This is a genomic window from Emticicia soli (genome assembly GCF_037860775.1).
In the GTDB taxonomy this organism is placed as follows: Bacteria; Bacteroidota; Bacteroidia; order Cytophagales; family Spirosomataceae; genus Emticicia; species Emticicia soli.
Genome location: NZ_JBBEWC010000015.1, coordinates 19,388 through 34,745 on the forward strand (window position 1 = coordinate 19,388; position 15,358 = coordinate 34,745).

The window sequence follows — 15,358 nt, forward strand, 5'->3', positions numbered from 1 at the left end:
TTATTCATCAAAGTGCCTATTTGTTGAATCCAGATTTCGAGTAGCAACACAACATCTTATTAAAATCCCTCTTCATTAAAAGCAATATTACCACTCTTTTATCGAAAACTTGTACCTTTACAAACGTTTTCAACAGACATTCTGTTTTATTAGCTAAACAAGCATACTTATTTATTTATTAGAATGAAATTAGACCGTATAGAAGATGCGATTGAAGATATTCGCAATGGCAAAATAGTGATTGTTGTAGATGACGAAGACCGTGAAAACGAGGGTGATTTTGTGTGTGCTGCCGAAAAGACTACGCCCGAAATGGTTAATTTCATGATAAAAGAGGGTCGTGGTTTAATGTGTACCCCTATCACAGCCAAACGCTGTGAAGAGCTAGAGTTAAACATGATGGTAGGCAAAAATACGGCTCAACACGAAACCGCATTTACAGTATCAATCGATTTGCTTGGCAATGGTTGTACTACCGGAATTTCGGCCAGCGACCGTGCTAAAACCATTCAGGCACTTGTTAATCCGGATACAAAGCCAGAAGATTTTGGTCGTCCGGGGCATATATTTCCATTAAAAGCCGTTGATGGTGGCGTGTTAAGAAGAACAGGCCATACAGAAGCTACTGTTGACTTGGCCGTGCTAGCAGGATTACAGCCAGTAGGCGTATTGATTGAGATTCTGAACGAAGACGGCACAATGGCACGCTTGCCACAATTGCGTGAGATTGCCGACAAGTTTAATCTTAAATTGGTAAGTATTAAAGACCTGATTGAGTACCGTCTCAAAAAAGAGTCTTTGATAAAAAGAGAAATAGGAGTAGAAATGCCTACCGAGCATGGGTATTTCGACATGATTGCTTACCGCCAACTAGATAACGACCAGCTACACTTGGCCTTAATAAAAGGTAATTGGGAGCCCGATGAACCCGTAATGGTACGTGTACACTCGTCGTGCGTAACTGGTGATATTTTTGGTTCGTGCCGCTGCGACTGTGGCCCACAACTACATGCAGCAATGGATATGGTTCAGAAAAACGGTAAGGGTATTGTATTATACATGAACCAGGAAGGACGTGGAATTGGGCTTTTAAACAAGCTAAAATCATATAAACTGCAAGAAATGGGCCGTGATACGGTAGAGGCTAACCTTGAGCTAGGCTTTAAGATGGACGAAAGAGACTATGGGGTTGGTGCACAGATACTGCGAGACTTGGGTGTGAAAAAGATACAGCTTATTTCGAATAACCCTAAGAAGCGAGCTGGCTTAATAGGCTATGGTTTAGAAATAGTGGATAGCATAGCTATCGAGATTCCTGCTAACCCATATAATGAAAAATACCTACAAACCAAAAGAGATAAAATGGGACACAAAATTATGGGTGCTTAAAAATATTAGGCATGCATAACAATTTCTTAATATAGTAAAATGGTACTTAATCAATATTTTTCATTAACTATTTTACAAAATACTATCAATCAAGCGCTTATGTATATAAAACACCTAGGCGCTTGTTTTTTTTAGAGAAAATTTTTAAGACCTTTGCAGAGAAAATGTAATCTGCTTGATGAAATTTACTTCAAACATTTCTAACTCCAAAAAAAACATGATGCAAAAATCTACTTTTTTGCGAGGGGCTTTTAGCCTCCTTGCAGGAATCTTATTTGCTTTTCAAGGCTTTGCTCAGGTTACCACATCTTCTATTAGTGGTATTGTAACCGATGGTAAAGGTTCAGAGCTTCCGGGTGCAACTGTTGTTGCTATTCATGAGCCATCAGGTACTAAATATGGTACCATTACTAACGCAGCTGGTCGTTATGTACTTCCTGCTGTTCGTGTAGGTGGGCCTTTCAAAATCACTTTCTCATTTGTTGGCTTTAAAGACTTAGTAAAAGAAGGTATCATTACCAGCTTAGGTTCTGCTGCCAATGTTGATGCAGCCCTTTCAGATGAAGGAACAGCACTACAAGAGGTAGTTGTTACTTCTAACAGAAGTGATGTTTTCAGCTCAAACAGAACTGGTGCAGCTACAAACATCAACGGTACTCAACTACGTAGTTTACCAACTATCAGCAGAAGTATCAACGATTTCACACGTCTTACACCACAATCAAATGGTACTAGCTTTGCTGGTCGTGATGGTCGTTATAACAATATTACTATTGACGGTGCAAACTTCAACAATAACTTTGGTCTAAGCGATGCCAACCTTCCTGGTGGTTCGGCTCAACCAATTTCGCTAGATGCCATCGAAGAGGTACAAGTAAACATTGCTCCTTATGATGTTCGTCAAGCAAACTTTACAGGTGCAGGTGTAAACGTTGTAACTAAAAGTGGTACAAACCAATTTAAAGGTTCACTTTACACATACTACAGAGACCAATCATTCAACGGTACTAAAGTAGGTGATACTGAGCTTCCGACTGCTGCCAAAACTACCAACAATATCTATGGTGGAACAATCGGCGGAGCTATCGTTAAAAACAAATTGTTCTTCTTTGTAAGCGGTGAGTACGAGAAAAACGTGAGACCTGGTTTCAACTGGGTGGCTTCACGCCCTGGCCTTACAGGTTCTAACGTATCAAGAACTACTGCAGAAGACCTAGAAAGAGTTTCTGCTTTTGTGAAAAACCAATATGGTTATGAAACTGGCCCTTATGAAGGTTATGGAGATAATTTTACGCTTCAAAACTACAAAATAATGGCTCGTTTAGACTGGAACATCAACAACAATCATAAGTTTAACCTTCGTTACTCGACAGTTAACAACACTGATGACCAGATTATCAACGCTACTAGTGCGCCAAACCCACGTTCTACTTCAAGCCGTTTGAGCCAGAACTCATTAACTTACCAAAATTCAAACTATGGTTTCTTGAACAAAGTAAACTCATTAGCGGCTGAGTTAAACTCAACTTTCAGCAGTAAGTTATCAAACCAATTCTTGGCTACTTATACTTTAGCACAAGATACTCGTACATCAAAAAGTAGCCCATTCCCTTTCATTGACATCAAGAAAGATGGTGATTCTTACATCAGCTTGGGTTATGAGTTGTTCTCATACAACAACGACGTAAAAAATACTACAGTTAACTTTATCGATAACCTTACTTACTATGCTGGTAAACATACAATCTTAGCGGGTGTATCTTACGAGCAAATGTATTTCGGTAATAGTTTCTTGCGTTATGGTACCAGCTACTATCGTTTCAACTCTATTGATGATTTCATTAATGGTGCTACTCCTGCAGCTTACGCTTACACTTATAGCTTGTTGCCAGGTGGTAAACTTCCGGTAGCCGACCTAACATTCGGTCAAGGTTCTGCTTATTTACAAGATGATTTTGCAGTAAACAGCAAATTGAAATTAACAGCTGGTTTACGTGTAGATTTACCTGTTTATCCTGTTGCTCCTATCGAGAACCAAGCTATCTCAGCTCTTACATTCTTGAATGGCGAGAAAATCAACACTGGTTTGTGGCCAAAATCTAAACCTGCGTTCTCTCCTCGTGTTGGTTTCAACTGGTCTGACAAAGGCTGGCAAGTACGTGGGGGAACCGGTATCTTCAACGGTCGTCTTCCATTCGTATGGTTTACTAACCAACCTACCAACAGTGGTATGATTCAGTACACTTACGAAACTGTAAATGCAACTGACCTTGCTAAATTCCCATTCAATGCAGACCCTGCAGCTCACTTGGATAAACTTCCTAAAGTTGCTGGTCAGTCAGCACCAAGTAGCCTTGCAGCTGTTTCTCCTGATTTCAAAATGCCACAAATCTGGAGAACAAACCTTGCAGTTGATAAGAGAATCATCGGTGATATCGATTTAACAGTAGAGGCTATCTACTCTAAAGATTTAGTAACTGTTTACCAAAGAAACATTAACTTAAATAATCCGGTAGGCAAACTTACAGGCCCAGATACAAGACCTACTTATACTTCTGCAACAAGAAGAGTAAACAGTGCAATTACTGAGGCTATGGTGTTAGATAATACTACAAAAGGTGGTGGTTGGACAATCACTGCAGAAGCTAAAAAACGTTATAGAAACTTCTTTGCCAGCGTTGCTTATGCTTTCAACAACGTAAAAGACTTAACTGGTAATCCTGGTTCTCAAGCAGCTTCTGCTTGGTCAAACAACAGAGCAGTTGGTAGCTTGAACGACCTACCATTGGCATTCAGTGAGTTCGCAGTACCTCACCGTGTAATTGGTTCGGCTTCTTATAAATTTGAATATGCTAAGCACCTTGCAACAACTGTATCGTTGTTCTACCAAGGTTCAAACCAAGGCCGTGTATCTTATGTATACAATGGCGACCTAAACGGCGATGGTATCAATGGTGCCGACTTATTGTATGTACCTGCAAATGCTTCAGAAATTATCTTTGAAGACATCGTAGCTAGTGGTTCGGTTAAATATACTGCACAACAACAATCAGCAGCGTTCTTCGAACTAGTAGATAACGATAAATACCTAAGCAAAAGAAAAGGCCAATACGTAGAAAGAAACGCTGGTCTTATGCCGTGGGTTAACCGTTTTGACTTCAGATTACTACAAGATTTCCACATTAATGTAAAAGGACAGAAAAACACACTTCAATTAAGTGTTGACGTTCTTAACATTGGTAACTTGTTAAACTCTAAATGGGGAAATCGTTACCGTCAGGTTGTTAGCAACGGTGCTATCTTAAGATACACTAAATTAAATGCTAGCGGTCAACCAATGTTCCAAATGGCTGAAACTGGTGGTAAACTTAGAACTGATACATTTGAACTTAACCCATCTGCTTCAAACACTTGGGGAGCTCAAATCGGTCTACGTTATATCTTCAACTAAGAATAGCATAGCTTAATACATAAAGAAATCCTGCTTCTCACGAGGCAGGATTTCTTTTTTATGTTCGTATAGCTGTGAATTAGATTTAGCAGATTCAAAGAATAAGGGTTTCTTACTGAACCGCCTGCGTTTCCTCATTAAACTTAGCCCCTACCGGCGGGCGATAGGTCTGGAACGGAACCTTCAATAAATTGCTCAAACGGTCGTTTTCTTCGGGTTTCATGTGTGTATCTATTCCGTAAATCAGTTTGTCTCTGTCAAGGGTCATAAAAGTGCCAAATAGCCTATCCCAAATAGAGAATATATTGCCATAATTAGAGTCTGTATAAGGCTGTACATAATGATGATGTACCTTGTGCATATCTGGCGATACAAACACCCAGCTCATGGCCTTATCGAGCCATTTAGGGATTACGATATTGGCGTGGTTAAACTGTGAAAGCAACACCGATATAGACTGATACATAAATACCAACCACATGGGTGCCCCTGCCAGTACAACGCCCGCTGTAGTGAACACAAAGCGAAACACACTTTCGCCCGGATGATGCCGATTAGCCGAGGTTGTATCTACGTGCGTATCGGTATGATGCACCAGATGAAAACGCCACATCCATTTTACTTTATGCTCGGCCCAATGCACTAGCCATGCTCCTATTAAATCTAGTAATAAAAGGCCGGTAATGGCAAAAAGCCATAAAGGCATTTGGGGCAGCCATTGTAAAATACCAAAATGATTGGCAACTGCCCAGTCTGACGACTTCAGCAAGATAAACGCCAATGCAAAATTGATGATGATAGTAGTAAGTGTAAAAAAGATATTTATGCCCGCATGCTTAACTTTGCTATATTTGAACCGAAATAGCGGAACGGCACTTTCAAGCATCCAGAAAAGCGCAATCCCACCTACCAGAATAACACTTCTGTGCGATGAAGGGATGGTTCTGAAATATTCAACAATTTGCTCCATAATCCAATATTTTAATATGAGGTCGTAGATGTAATGATTAATTAAAACAAAAGTTAGGCATAAATAAAATTTTCACAAAACTTTGGCTACAATTTATTATATTTTTTCTTTAATTTGTAATATCCAAACATTCACACATTACTAACCTAATTTCGATATATGCAAAAGTGCATTTTCCTTGACCGTGACGGCGTACTCAATGAAGACAGAACCGATTATGTTTATAAGATAGAAGACTATATTATTCCGGAAGGAGTGGTAGATGGCCTGAATTTATTAAAAAAAGCGGGTTATTTGTTAATAGTCGTTACTAATCAGGCAGGTATTGCCAAAGGGCTTTATAGCCACGAAGACGTATTAAATTGTTATAATTTTTTACAGAGCCAATGCGGCGGTGTAATAGATGATATTTATTATTGCAGACACCACCCTCAATACACATCAGAGTCGTTGTTGCGCAAGCCTGATTCGCTCATGCTCGAAAAAGCCATTGCTAAATACAACATCGATACCACCCACTCATATATGATTGGCGATGCTGAAAGAGATGTAAAAGCAGGTATAAAAGCAGGTGTAAAAACAATACACATTGCCACAGGAAAAGAAAACACCAACCTTGCCGACTACCGTTTTGGTAGCCTTTGGGAAGCTTCAAAATTTATTGTAGATAACCCTACGTATTAATAAACAATGGTTCATAGGATTCCTTAAACCCTATGAACCATCTTATATTACTAACAATGTTTCTTCTCAGCTATACTTTTGGGTGAGGTTTTACCATAAGCCGGACATTGCTGTTTACGACAAGAGGTCATTGTGGCTCCTATACCCACCAACAGAAAAAGAATCAGTAATTTAGGTCTCATTATATATTAATTTCGGTTCTTAATAAAACGTTTAACAACACGGTTTATTTTATACTAAAGCTTCTTCTGTTGTTTTTTTAGCTTTTTTAGAAGCTCCATTACCAGGTATCGTATGCGTCTCTTTCTTTTTCTGTGACTTATACCCCAGAATTTCCATCATAGAGTTGCTATCTTGCTCCTCAGCAAAGAGTTCGGTCGTAATGTTACCATCAGCATCCAAATTAACCAAAACGTGCTGTGGTGCCGGAATAAGGCAGTGCTGAATACCACCATAGCCACCCAATGATTCCTGATAAGCCCCTGTATGGAAGAAGCCAATGTATTGGTCTTCGCTTTCGATATCAAACACAGGCAGATACAAATCTTCTGAATGCGCCTCAGTATTATAAAAATCCTGCGAGTCACAAGTTAAGCCACCCAGGTTTACTTTTTCGTAAGGGCTATCCCAATTATTTACAGGCATCATGATATACTTCTGGCCAATTCCCCACGAATCTGGTAATTGAGTAATAAACGAGCCATCTATCATGTACCACAACTCACGATCGTTCTGTTGTTTTTTATCAATTACTTTGTAAATAACTGCACCGCTCTCTCCTACTGTGTAGCTACCAAACTCGGTAAAGATATGAGGCACAGGCACATTATTTTTGTTACAAATCCATTGGATATTCTCAATGATTTCGTCAATCATTGCCTGATAATCATAATTAAATACCAGAGAGGTCTGAATCGGTAAGCCGCCACCAATATCAATAGAGTCAAGGTCTGGGCACACTTTCTTCATTTCACAGTACTTAAACATGAAACGAGTAAGCTCCGACCAATAGTAGGCGTTATCTTTAATACCTGCATTAATAAAGAAATGAAGCATTTTTAGCTTAAAGCGAGGGTTAGGCTTTATTTTTTCTTTATAAAGTTCGCTTATGTCGCTATATCTTACTCCCAGACGAGACGTATAAAAAGCAAAATTTGGTTCTTCGTCAGTAGCAATTCTTATACCCAAATTTACAGTTTCCGCCTTTGAATTTTGCAGATAATAGTCAATTTCTTTCAGATTGTCCAGAATCGGAATACAGTTAATGAAACCATCGTTATGCAAAGCCGAGATTCCCTCTAAATATTTCGGGCGTTTGTAGCCATTACAAATAACGTAGGTGCTTTCATTTATTTTTTCTTCTTCAAACAACGATCTGATAATATCTATATCAAAAGCCGACGAAGTTTCGAGATGAACATTACTCTTGAGAGCAGTTTCAATAACAAACTTGAAATGTGATGATTTTGTACAGTAACAGTAGGTGTAGCTTCCTTTGTAATTATATTTTTTCATTGCATTTCTGAAAAGCAATTTAGCGTTTTCAACATGCTCCGAAATCTTAGGCAAATAGCTGATTTTTAATGGAGTACCATATTGTTTAATTATGTCCATTAAAGGCACATTGTTAAACATAAGTGTGTGTTCTTCATCAACACCGAATTCCCGTGTCGGAAACTCAAAGGTTTGTTCAATAAGGTCTATGTAACGTTTCATCTCTAAGTAAAATGCATAAAAACTTTTAAGGGTTTAAAATTGCTTGAACTTTTTTTTGAATTAAAATATTTATTTTTTTGTATTTATACTAATCTAAAATCAATTACCATAATTGGCTTTTGTAGCGCTTAAGCCACTAGAAACCAACCTTTTTATTAAAATAGGATTAATCCAATTAATTTCTTGCTTCTTAAAGGTCTATCTCTCTTGAAAATAGTGTGCAAATGTGACATAAATTTAACAACTTTGCAACTGATATTTGTAACACCGTTTTTATGACTGTGGTTCACAAATTTTTATTACTTTTATTTTTGCTATCATCATACCAAATCCAAAAAACAAGTCATTTTAAAACGTTTGGGTTTGTGAAATTCTTGTTATAAATGAGCCAAAAAATTCATTTTATTGCTATAGGTGGCGCCGTAATGCACAACCTGGCGCTTGCACTTCATAAAAAAGGATATATCGTAACTGGTTCAGACGACGAAATAAACGACCCTTCGAAAAGCCGTTTGGCCGAAGCAGGCATTTTACCTGCCGAGTTAGGGTGGTTTCCCGAAAAAATCACAAAAGATTTAGATGCAGTTATTTTAGGGATGCACGCTTTTGCCGACAATCCGGAATTAGCTAAAGCAAAAGAGTTAGGCATAAAAGTTTACTCGTTCCCCGAATACATCTACGAGCAAAGTCAAAACAAGCTACGTGTTGTAATTGCTGGTAGCCACGGCAAAACAAGCATCACAAGCATGATTTTACATGTATTGAAATACCACAACCGCAAATTTGATTACCTGGTAGGTGCTCAGATTGAAGGTTTTGATGTAATGGTAAATCTTGATGATGAGTCGCCGGTGATAATTATTGAAGGTGATGAATACCCTGAATCGAAAGTTCACTTAAAATCTAAATTCTTATTTTATCATCCGCATATCTGCCTTATTAGCGGTATCGCCTGGGACCACTTCAATATATTTCAGACTTTCGACAGCTACGTGCAGACTTTCGAAGAGCTAGCCGATGGTTTACCCAAAGCAGGCTCTATCATTTATGACGAAACCGATGATATTGTAAAAGTAATAGGCGAAAAAGACCGAACCGACGTTGGTAAGTTCCCATATAAGGCACACCCTTACAGAGTTGAAAATGGCAAGTGTATTTTGCTTGTAGGAAAAACGGAAGTGCCTCTTGAGATTTTTGGTGAACATAACATGAAAAACCTGAATGGTGCTAAGATAATTCTTGACCGACTTGGCATAAGCGACGAAGAATTCTATGAGGCCATCAGCCATTTCAAAGGCGCATCGAAACGCCTGGAAAAACTTGGCGAAAACAATAATACTGTTGTTTACAGAGATTTTGCCCATGCGCCGTCTAAGCTAAAGGCTACAACCAACGCAACCAAAACGCTTTATAACAACCGCCGCTTGGTTGCTTGCTATGAACTCCATACATTCAGTAGTCTGAATAAGGATTTTCTTCCTCAGTATGAAGGAACGATGGACGATGCTGATGTAGCAGTTGTTTTCTACTCTCCTCATACGCTCGAAATGAAACGCCTTCCTGCTATTTCGCCGGAAGAAATCAAAAAAGCCTTTGGTGATGATAAACTACTTGTATTTACTGAACGTGAAAAACTTGTTGATTATCTGTTAGAGCAAAACTGGTTCCAGAGCAACTTGCTCATGATGTCGTCAGGTACATTTGGTGGTATAGTTTTACCCGAACTCACCAAACAGGTTTTAGAGAAAGAAGTAAAAGAAGAATTCCCGAAAGTGAAGGTTATCTCCCAGCAGAAAGAAGATAACTCGTGGTCAGGTCTATTGACACAATTCAAAAAAGTATTTAATAACGATTAATACCCCTTTGGTAGGGGCGCTTAATAGTGCCCCTATTTATATTTCAAAAAAGCCCAAAATTTCCTTTTTTGCAGGTACTCAAAATCTGACTCATTGGCGTAAGCCTCCTTTTCAAAACTGATTCTCCGGTAAGCCACCCACCATTTTTTGCATTGCACATAATGATATGCCCACTCGGCCACATACCAAATATAAAACGGTATCACCAATAGCTCTAGCTGCTGTCTTATATGAATCTGCTCATGGTTTATCAGGGTTTTAGTAGGTTTTCGGGGCCTTACGATGATAAACGGAAAAAGCGTGATTCCGTTGATTTTTTTGAAAGGTATGCCTTTAATAATAATCATATCATCAAAATTAATAAGTATTTCGGCGTCTCAGAAATATTGAAACACTTATCATCGTTTATTGAAGCATAATTAGTCATAAATACCCGATTATCATAAAATATTAGGAAACTACCAAATCGTTTTACATTTTTACAATCACTTTTAAAACACTAAAACATTAATCGATGAAAAAAATTAGTCTTTTTGTATCCGCACTGTTTGTAAGCACATTATCATTTGCCCAAACAGCCGAAGAAGTAATCAATAACTACGTAACAGCTATTGGTGGTAAAGATGCTATTGCAAAAATAAAAGACGTAACAATGAATTATACAGGAGAAGCACAAGGAGCATCTCTTGAGATTGTTATCCAGAAAAAAACGCCTAATAAATTCTTACAAGCTGTAAACGTAGTAGGAATGGGCGAAGTTCAGAAACAGGTGTGCGATGGTACTAAAGTGCGCGCAAGTGGCATGCAAGGTTCTGAGGACATCACAGACCCGGAAAAAGTAAAAGCCGTAGCCGTACAGGCTGTAATAGTACCAGAAGCTGAATATACAGCTATGGGAGCCAAATTGAATTATGTAGGCAAAGAAAAAGTTAATAATGCCGATGCGCACAAAATTGATGTAACTATCGGAGCTGTGAAAATGACAGAATTCTATGATGTTGCTTCTGGCTTAAAGGTACGCCAGGTGATTGTTGCCGAAACACCAATGGGTTCTCAAACCATTACTTCTGACTACAGCGATTATAAAGATGTAAGCGGAGTGAAAATTGCGCATAAATTAAACCAAGACCTAGGCATGATGCAATTGGCTCTTACGGCATCTAAAATTGAAGCAAACACAAACCTGGCTGATGCTTTGTTTGAAATTAAGTAATAGTCAAAAATGCTTATAAAAATTCTTGATAAGAGGAATAGCCTAATAGGCTTATTCCTCTTTTTTTGCAGTTATACTTACTGCCAAACCCGTTTTGAATTCTCGCACCCGCAAATGGGCACTATGTTCAGAATTATGCTCTATGCGCAAGATTCTACGCAGGCTTCGTTTGCTGCGCAGCAGGCATTCCGGCGTTTAGATACCTTAAATATCATTATGAGCGATTACCGTGAAGATAGTGAGGTTAATCGCCTATGCCGAACTGCCGGAAGCGGAGAATACGTAAAAGTAAGTAATGATTTATGGAAAATAATTGAGGTGTCAATAGAAGCCGCTCGTTTATCTGACAACACTTTTGATATTACCATTGGCCCCATGACACAGCTATGGCGACGAATGAAACGCCAGAAGCAATTGCCATCAGATACCCAGATTGCAGAGGCAAGAGCAAAAGTAGGCATTGACAATATATTGATGAACAAGAAGGCCCAATCGATACAATTACAAAAACAAGGAATGCGTATCGATTTCGGTGGTATAGGCAAAGGTTACGCCGAAGACGAAATGATAAAAACCCTACAACAAAACGGCATTTCGGCAGCTATGGTTGAAGCCGGAGGCAATATTGTAATATCAGATGCGCCACCAAAAGAAAAAGGCTGGAAAGTAATTATTAACAATAAAGATTATTACCTGAAAAACTGCGGCGTATCAACATCAGGTAATATGTATCAGTTTGTAGAGATTGATGGTAAAAAATATTCGCATATACTAGACCCCAAAACAGGCATAGGTGTTAATGATTTTCAACAGATAAGCGTGATTGCCAAAGATGGAACAGTCTCCGACTGGTTATCAAAGGCGCTATCTTTAATGGATAAACACCGTAGCAAAAAGCTGGCAAAAAAAATGAAAGCAATCGTACTCTGATACTATTTAGGACTTTCGCTTAGGAATGGTTATAAAGCGGAGATTTTCGGTTTTCTTAGTTGTAATTTCAAAAAATCTGCAAATAATCCATTTCTAACTTGATATAAAGATTGATTAAGTTCTTTGGCTTTAATTTTAAGAGATAACCAAGCATGATAACAACAGGCTAAGTGGTTTCTTTGGGAACGGGCCGCACGACACTGACATTTTTCAGAGCCAGTTAGTTGTTTATATGCTCTGTGAAACTCTTCAACCTGCCATCTGACGGCGTTACTCTCTTTCACATCGTCAGCCCAAAGGTTAAAGTCTGAGGAATTGGTAATTACCCAGTCAATGTGTCCGTCTGTGGACACTATCTTGAACAGTTTCACTAAGAAAGGAACTTCTTTCAACTTAACCTCAATACCTATTTGGAGTTGTTTTTCAGACCACACTATGGTATCAAGGTGAATATACCCTTGCTCCTTATTAATACTAACGGTACGGTTGCTTTTCAGTGTTGTGAAAAATGTCCAACTGCTTCTATGTATTAACTTTAAATTATCTACTGATGCATACCAACTATCAAACAGAATAGTCCGTGCTTTAAGGTTTTTATCAGCAATAGTTCTAAGAAACATCTCCTGAAAATGGTCATTCTTGGTTTTACCATCAGTTTCAGGCGCATAAATTCGATAATCAATCGGGTAAAAATCCCCATCTTTACCTGATGAATGTATTAAATTTACTAATCCTATACCTTTAACTGTTCCATGCTCGTTACCAGAATATTGTTTTTTTACCAGTTCAATAAAGCGTGAATATCGCTTATCTTGAACGCTATCATCACATATAAGATAACTTTCTGAATCATCTTGTTCCCATACATAAGGCTTAGAAAGTTCCCACATTTGACGTGGTGTAAAGCGTTCTCGCTTTAAAAAATCACAGATAGAATCGTGGCTAACATTATCCAAATGATTTGCCATATTCGTACAAGTATAATTGAGAGGTGTACTCAATAAATACTCAACATATTGTCTTTTTGTTAGCATGAAGCTAACTTAATTATTTTTAGGCGCTTTAGCAAAAGCGAAAGTCCTAACTATTGTTTTCCTTCTTTTTCTTTTAGTGAGTAAGTAAGTTTACTGATAGAAAACACCTCACGGTTTGTGAGTGCATTATCTTTTCTGATGGTCTGGTAGCCGTAGGCTAGAAAACTATTTCCATACCAGGCAATAAGGCTCGTGCGGTCGGTATCTGTAATCTTTTCGGTTTCTGAACTTGTCTTTAAATCAAAGCTTTCTAGGTCTTTTACCTTTTCATCTTTGCGAACAATAACCGTTTTTATTAAATCTTCATTAGGGTAAGCCAATATATGAAAATCGCCCTGGCGGGTAATCTGTACCTTAGGGTTTAGCTCGCTGGATTCTACGTCTTTGAGCGAAACGCTGTTATCCCAAAGCAATTTACCGTTGTGGTCGAACCCACATAAAATGGCATGTGTATAACGGAAATTATTGTAGGTATCGTTACCGATACGATAACCTCGCCAGTTATTAATACTATTGTTTGCAGGTGCTTTATATTCAGGATAAAACACTTCTGCAATTACTATCCAGCCCTCTGCTGTAGGCACTATATCGTGCAACAACAATCGGTTTCTAAGCTTTACTTCTTTACCCCTCTCTTTTCTGAGTCTGATTTTGGCTTTTATCTTCTCTTCTTTTTTAGGAGCCATGAAACTAAAGAAATTATCCAGGTCTGAGAAATCAATGTATTGTATTTTAGAATCATTTGCCAGATTCTGCATATAAATACCAATAGATAGAGGCGAGCAACCTTCGGCATAATTACCGAGTAGCAAGGGTGTACCATTGTCTGTATAAAGTATCTTACCCGAAATAGGCGTTTTTTGCTTATCGCCTAAAGTCAATGTGTTTAGTGCTTTACCTTCGTAAGAGTAAGTTTTTATGATATACTGACAATTACGGTCGTTTTTAAGCATTACATATACTTTTTCGTTTTCAGCATTTACGTCTATTTCATTAATATTGAGGTGATTGGCATGTAGCTCGGGCAATACCTTAGAAGTTTTATCAAAGAAACTAAACATTACCACTACGGGGCGTTCGTTGTATTTGCCACCAATAAAAGCTTTGCTTTGTAACACTACAAAATGCTCAATATCCATATTGGTGAGCAAATTGCCCTCTACATAGGTTTTATCTCCCGTCTCTAAATCGAGCCGAAGTACTCGAATGTCTGTTTTTTCTCGTTTCTTAAAAAGTACAAATAAAAATCGCTCGTTCTGATAAATTCTGGTCAATAAAAACTCTTCTTCTGGCACAAAATTAGCTTGCCATATTTCGGTAAGAGTACTGTCGTAGCGGTAAAAATCTAAGGTCTTTTTTCTACGATAAAAATCTTCTTTTGAATAAAACAACAAAACACCGTTTTCTCCCATAGAAAACAGTTGGTGTTCTTCTTCACTATTACTGGTTTGTTCAAACTCTATCCTTTTTCCTTGTACCAATTGTGCAGAAATCGAAAAAGGTAACAGTAATAGAAAAGTAAAAATTAGTAGATAACGTTTATCGATGTCTTTCATAATAGCTAATCTTAAAATCAACGAGTTATTGCGCCTCTCTTGCCTAGCTCTACAACCTCTAAGTTAGACATTTTTCGATTATCTAACGTAAATTTCAACAAAGTTTTTACTTTATGAAAACCCTCATTCCCGGCTGCTCCCGGATTCATATAAAGCATATTATTCATTTTCTCGTCTCGTATCACACGCAGAATGTGTGAGTGCCCACAAACAAAAATATCTGGTATATGCTCTTTAAATTTCTTCTTTACAGCCGGATTATAATTAGGCGGAGCACCGCCGATGTGTGTCATCCAGATATTAAAGCCCTCAAGCGTGAAAAACTGATGTTCGGGCAACTTCCATTGTATTTCTTTTGAATCAATATTACCAAAAACAAAGCGTGTGGGTTTAAATGCCTCTAATTGCTCAATAATTGTTACTGAGCCTACATCGCCTGCATGCCATAGTTCGTCGCAATCTTTGAAATGTTCAAATACTCGCTCATCTAAATAACCGTGTGTATCTGATATGAGGCCAATGGTAGTCATGTTAGTAGATTTTCAATTGTCTGAAACTT

13 protein-coding genes are annotated in these 15,358 nt (G+C 38.2%); 6 read left to right on the forward strand and 7 right to left on the reverse strand.

Annotation, left to right across the window (positions count from 1 at the left end; all coding sequences use genetic code 11):
- Positions 1-183: 183 nt before the first annotated feature.
- Positions 184-1,389, forward strand: a complete 1,206-nt coding sequence (locus tag WAE64_RS21170; protein ID WP_340239781.1) for a bifunctional 3,4-dihydroxy-2-butanone-4-phosphate synthase/GTP cyclohydrolase II — start codon at positions 184-186, stop codon at positions 1,387-1,389.
- Positions 1,390-1,606: 217 nt separating this feature from the next.
- Entirely contained in the window at positions 1,607-4,840 is a 3,234-nt protein-coding gene (locus WAE64_RS21175; protein ID WP_340239782.1) for a TonB-dependent receptor, read from the forward strand.
- 112 nt (positions 4,841-4,952) lie between these two features.
- Here the strand turns inward: WAE64_RS21175 and WAE64_RS21180 are convergent, their stop codons facing one another.
- A complete protein-coding gene (locus tag WAE64_RS21180; protein WP_340239783.1) occupies positions 4,953-5,810 on the reverse strand; it encodes a sterol desaturase family protein in 858 nt (285 codons plus the stop codon).
- 159 nt (positions 5,811-5,969) lie between these two features.
- Here WAE64_RS21180 and WAE64_RS21185 point away from each other — a divergent pair, with 159 nt between their 5' ends.
- Positions 5,970-6,494 (forward strand): D-glycero-alpha-D-manno-heptose-1,7-bisphosphate 7-phosphatase, encoded by a 525-nt coding sequence (locus tag WAE64_RS21185; RefSeq protein ID WP_340239784.1) that lies wholly within the window; start codon positions 5,970-5,972, stop codon positions 6,492-6,494.
- Between the two features lie 50 nt (positions 6,495-6,544).
- Here the strand turns inward: WAE64_RS21185 and WAE64_RS21190 are convergent, their stop codons facing one another.
- Together WAE64_RS21190 and WAE64_RS21195 are read right to left on the reverse strand one after the other, a co-directional pair.
- Positions 6,545-6,676 (reverse strand): hypothetical protein, encoded by a 132-nt coding sequence (locus WAE64_RS21190; protein ID WP_340239785.1) that lies wholly within the window; start codon positions 6,674-6,676, stop codon positions 6,545-6,547.
- Between the two features lie 49 nt (positions 6,677-6,725).
- Positions 6,726-8,210 carry a type III PLP-dependent enzyme domain-containing protein gene (locus WAE64_RS21195; RefSeq protein WP_340239786.1) on the reverse strand — a complete coding sequence of 495 codons (1,485 nt, stop codon included), beginning with the start codon at positions 8,208-8,210 and terminating at the stop codon, positions 6,726-6,728.
- A gap of 383 nt (positions 8,211-8,593) precedes the next feature.
- Between WAE64_RS21195 and WAE64_RS21200 the strand changes: the two genes are divergently transcribed.
- Entirely contained in the window at positions 8,594-10,066 is a 1,473-nt protein-coding gene (locus tag WAE64_RS21200; RefSeq protein WP_340239787.1) for a UDP-N-acetylmuramate--L-alanine ligase, read from the forward strand.
- Positions 10,067-10,098: 32 nt separating this feature from the next.
- On the opposite strand, the gene WAE64_RS21205 is transcribed toward WAE64_RS21200, so the two are convergent.
- Positions 10,099-10,413, reverse strand: a complete 315-nt coding sequence (locus WAE64_RS21205; protein ID WP_340239788.1) for a hypothetical protein — start codon at positions 10,411-10,413, stop codon at positions 10,099-10,101.
- A gap of 167 nt (positions 10,414-10,580) precedes the next feature.
- Here WAE64_RS21205 and WAE64_RS21210 point away from each other — a divergent pair, with 167 nt between their 5' ends.
- On the forward strand, positions 10,581-11,279 hold the full coding sequence (locus WAE64_RS21210; RefSeq protein WP_340239789.1) for a hypothetical protein: 699 nt from the start codon (positions 10,581-10,583) through the stop codon (positions 11,277-11,279).
- A gap of 9 nt (positions 11,280-11,288) precedes the next feature.
- Positions 11,289-12,209 carry an FAD:protein FMN transferase gene (locus tag WAE64_RS21215; protein ID WP_340239790.1) on the forward strand — a complete coding sequence of 307 codons (921 nt, stop codon included), beginning with the start codon at positions 11,289-11,291 and terminating at the stop codon, positions 12,207-12,209.
- Positions 12,210-12,238: 29 nt separating this feature from the next.
- Here WAE64_RS21215 and WAE64_RS21220 read toward each other — a convergent pair whose 3' ends face one another.
- From WAE64_RS21220 to WAE64_RS21230, 3 genes are read right to left on the reverse strand one after another with little or no spacing between them, the layout of a single operon-like run.
- Positions 12,239-13,243, reverse strand: coding sequence for an IS701 family transposase (locus WAE64_RS21220; RefSeq protein ID WP_422706513.1), 1,005 nt, complete (start codon positions 13,241-13,243; stop codon positions 12,239-12,241).
- 50 nt (positions 13,244-13,293) lie between these two features.
- Positions 13,294-14,799 (reverse strand): hypothetical protein, encoded by a 1,506-nt coding sequence (locus WAE64_RS21225; RefSeq protein WP_340239792.1) that lies wholly within the window; start codon positions 14,797-14,799, stop codon positions 13,294-13,296.
- Between the two features lie 17 nt (positions 14,800-14,816).
- The gene (locus WAE64_RS21230) at positions 14,817-15,329 is read right to left on the reverse strand and encodes a metallophosphoesterase family protein (protein WP_340239793.1); all 513 of its coding nucleotides are present in this window, start codon (positions 15,327-15,329) and stop codon (positions 14,817-14,819) included.
- Between the last annotated feature and the right edge of the window lie 29 nt (positions 15,330-15,358).

Excerpts from the sequence above, each read along its gene's own strand:
- WAE64_RS21170 (WP_340239781.1), top strand. The coding sequence starts at position 184 with ATGAAATTAGACCGTATAGAAGATGCGATTGAAGATATTCGCAATGGC.
- WAE64_RS21175 (WP_340239782.1), top strand. The coding sequence starts at position 1,607 with ATGATGCAAAAATCTACTTTTTTGCGAGGGGCTTTTAGCCTCCTTGCA.
- WAE64_RS21180 (WP_340239783.1), bottom strand. The coding sequence starts at position 5,810 with ATGGAGCAAATTGTTGAATATTTCAGAACCATCCCTTCATCGCACAGA.
- WAE64_RS21185 (WP_340239784.1), top strand. The coding sequence starts at position 5,970 with ATGCAAAAGTGCATTTTCCTTGACCGTGACGGCGTACTCAATGAAGAC.
- WAE64_RS21190 (WP_340239785.1), bottom strand. The coding sequence starts at position 6,676 with ATGAGACCTAAATTACTGATTCTTTTTCTGTTGGTGGGTATAGGAGCC.
- WAE64_RS21195 (WP_340239786.1), bottom strand. The coding sequence starts at position 8,210 with ATGAAACGTTACATAGACCTTATTGAACAAACCTTTGAGTTTCCGACA.
- WAE64_RS21200 (WP_340239787.1), top strand. The coding sequence starts at position 8,594 with ATGAGCCAAAAAATTCATTTTATTGCTATAGGTGGCGCCGTAATGCAC.
- WAE64_RS21205 (WP_340239788.1), bottom strand. The coding sequence starts at position 10,413 with ATGATTATTATTAAAGGCATACCTTTCAAAAAAATCAACGGAATCACG.
- WAE64_RS21210 (WP_340239789.1), top strand. The coding sequence starts at position 10,581 with ATGAAAAAAATTAGTCTTTTTGTATCCGCACTGTTTGTAAGCACATTA.
- WAE64_RS21215 (WP_340239790.1), top strand. The coding sequence starts at position 11,289 with ATGCTTATAAAAATTCTTGATAAGAGGAATAGCCTAATAGGCTTATTC.
- WAE64_RS21220 (WP_422706513.1), bottom strand. The coding sequence starts at position 13,243 with ATGCTAACAAAAAGACAATATGTTGAGTATTTATTGAGTACACCTCTC.
- WAE64_RS21225 (WP_340239792.1), bottom strand. The coding sequence starts at position 14,799 with ATGAAAGACATCGATAAACGTTATCTACTAATTTTTACTTTTCTATTA.
- WAE64_RS21230 (WP_340239793.1), bottom strand. The coding sequence starts at position 15,329 with ATGACTACCATTGGCCTCATATCAGATACACACGGTTATTTAGATGAG.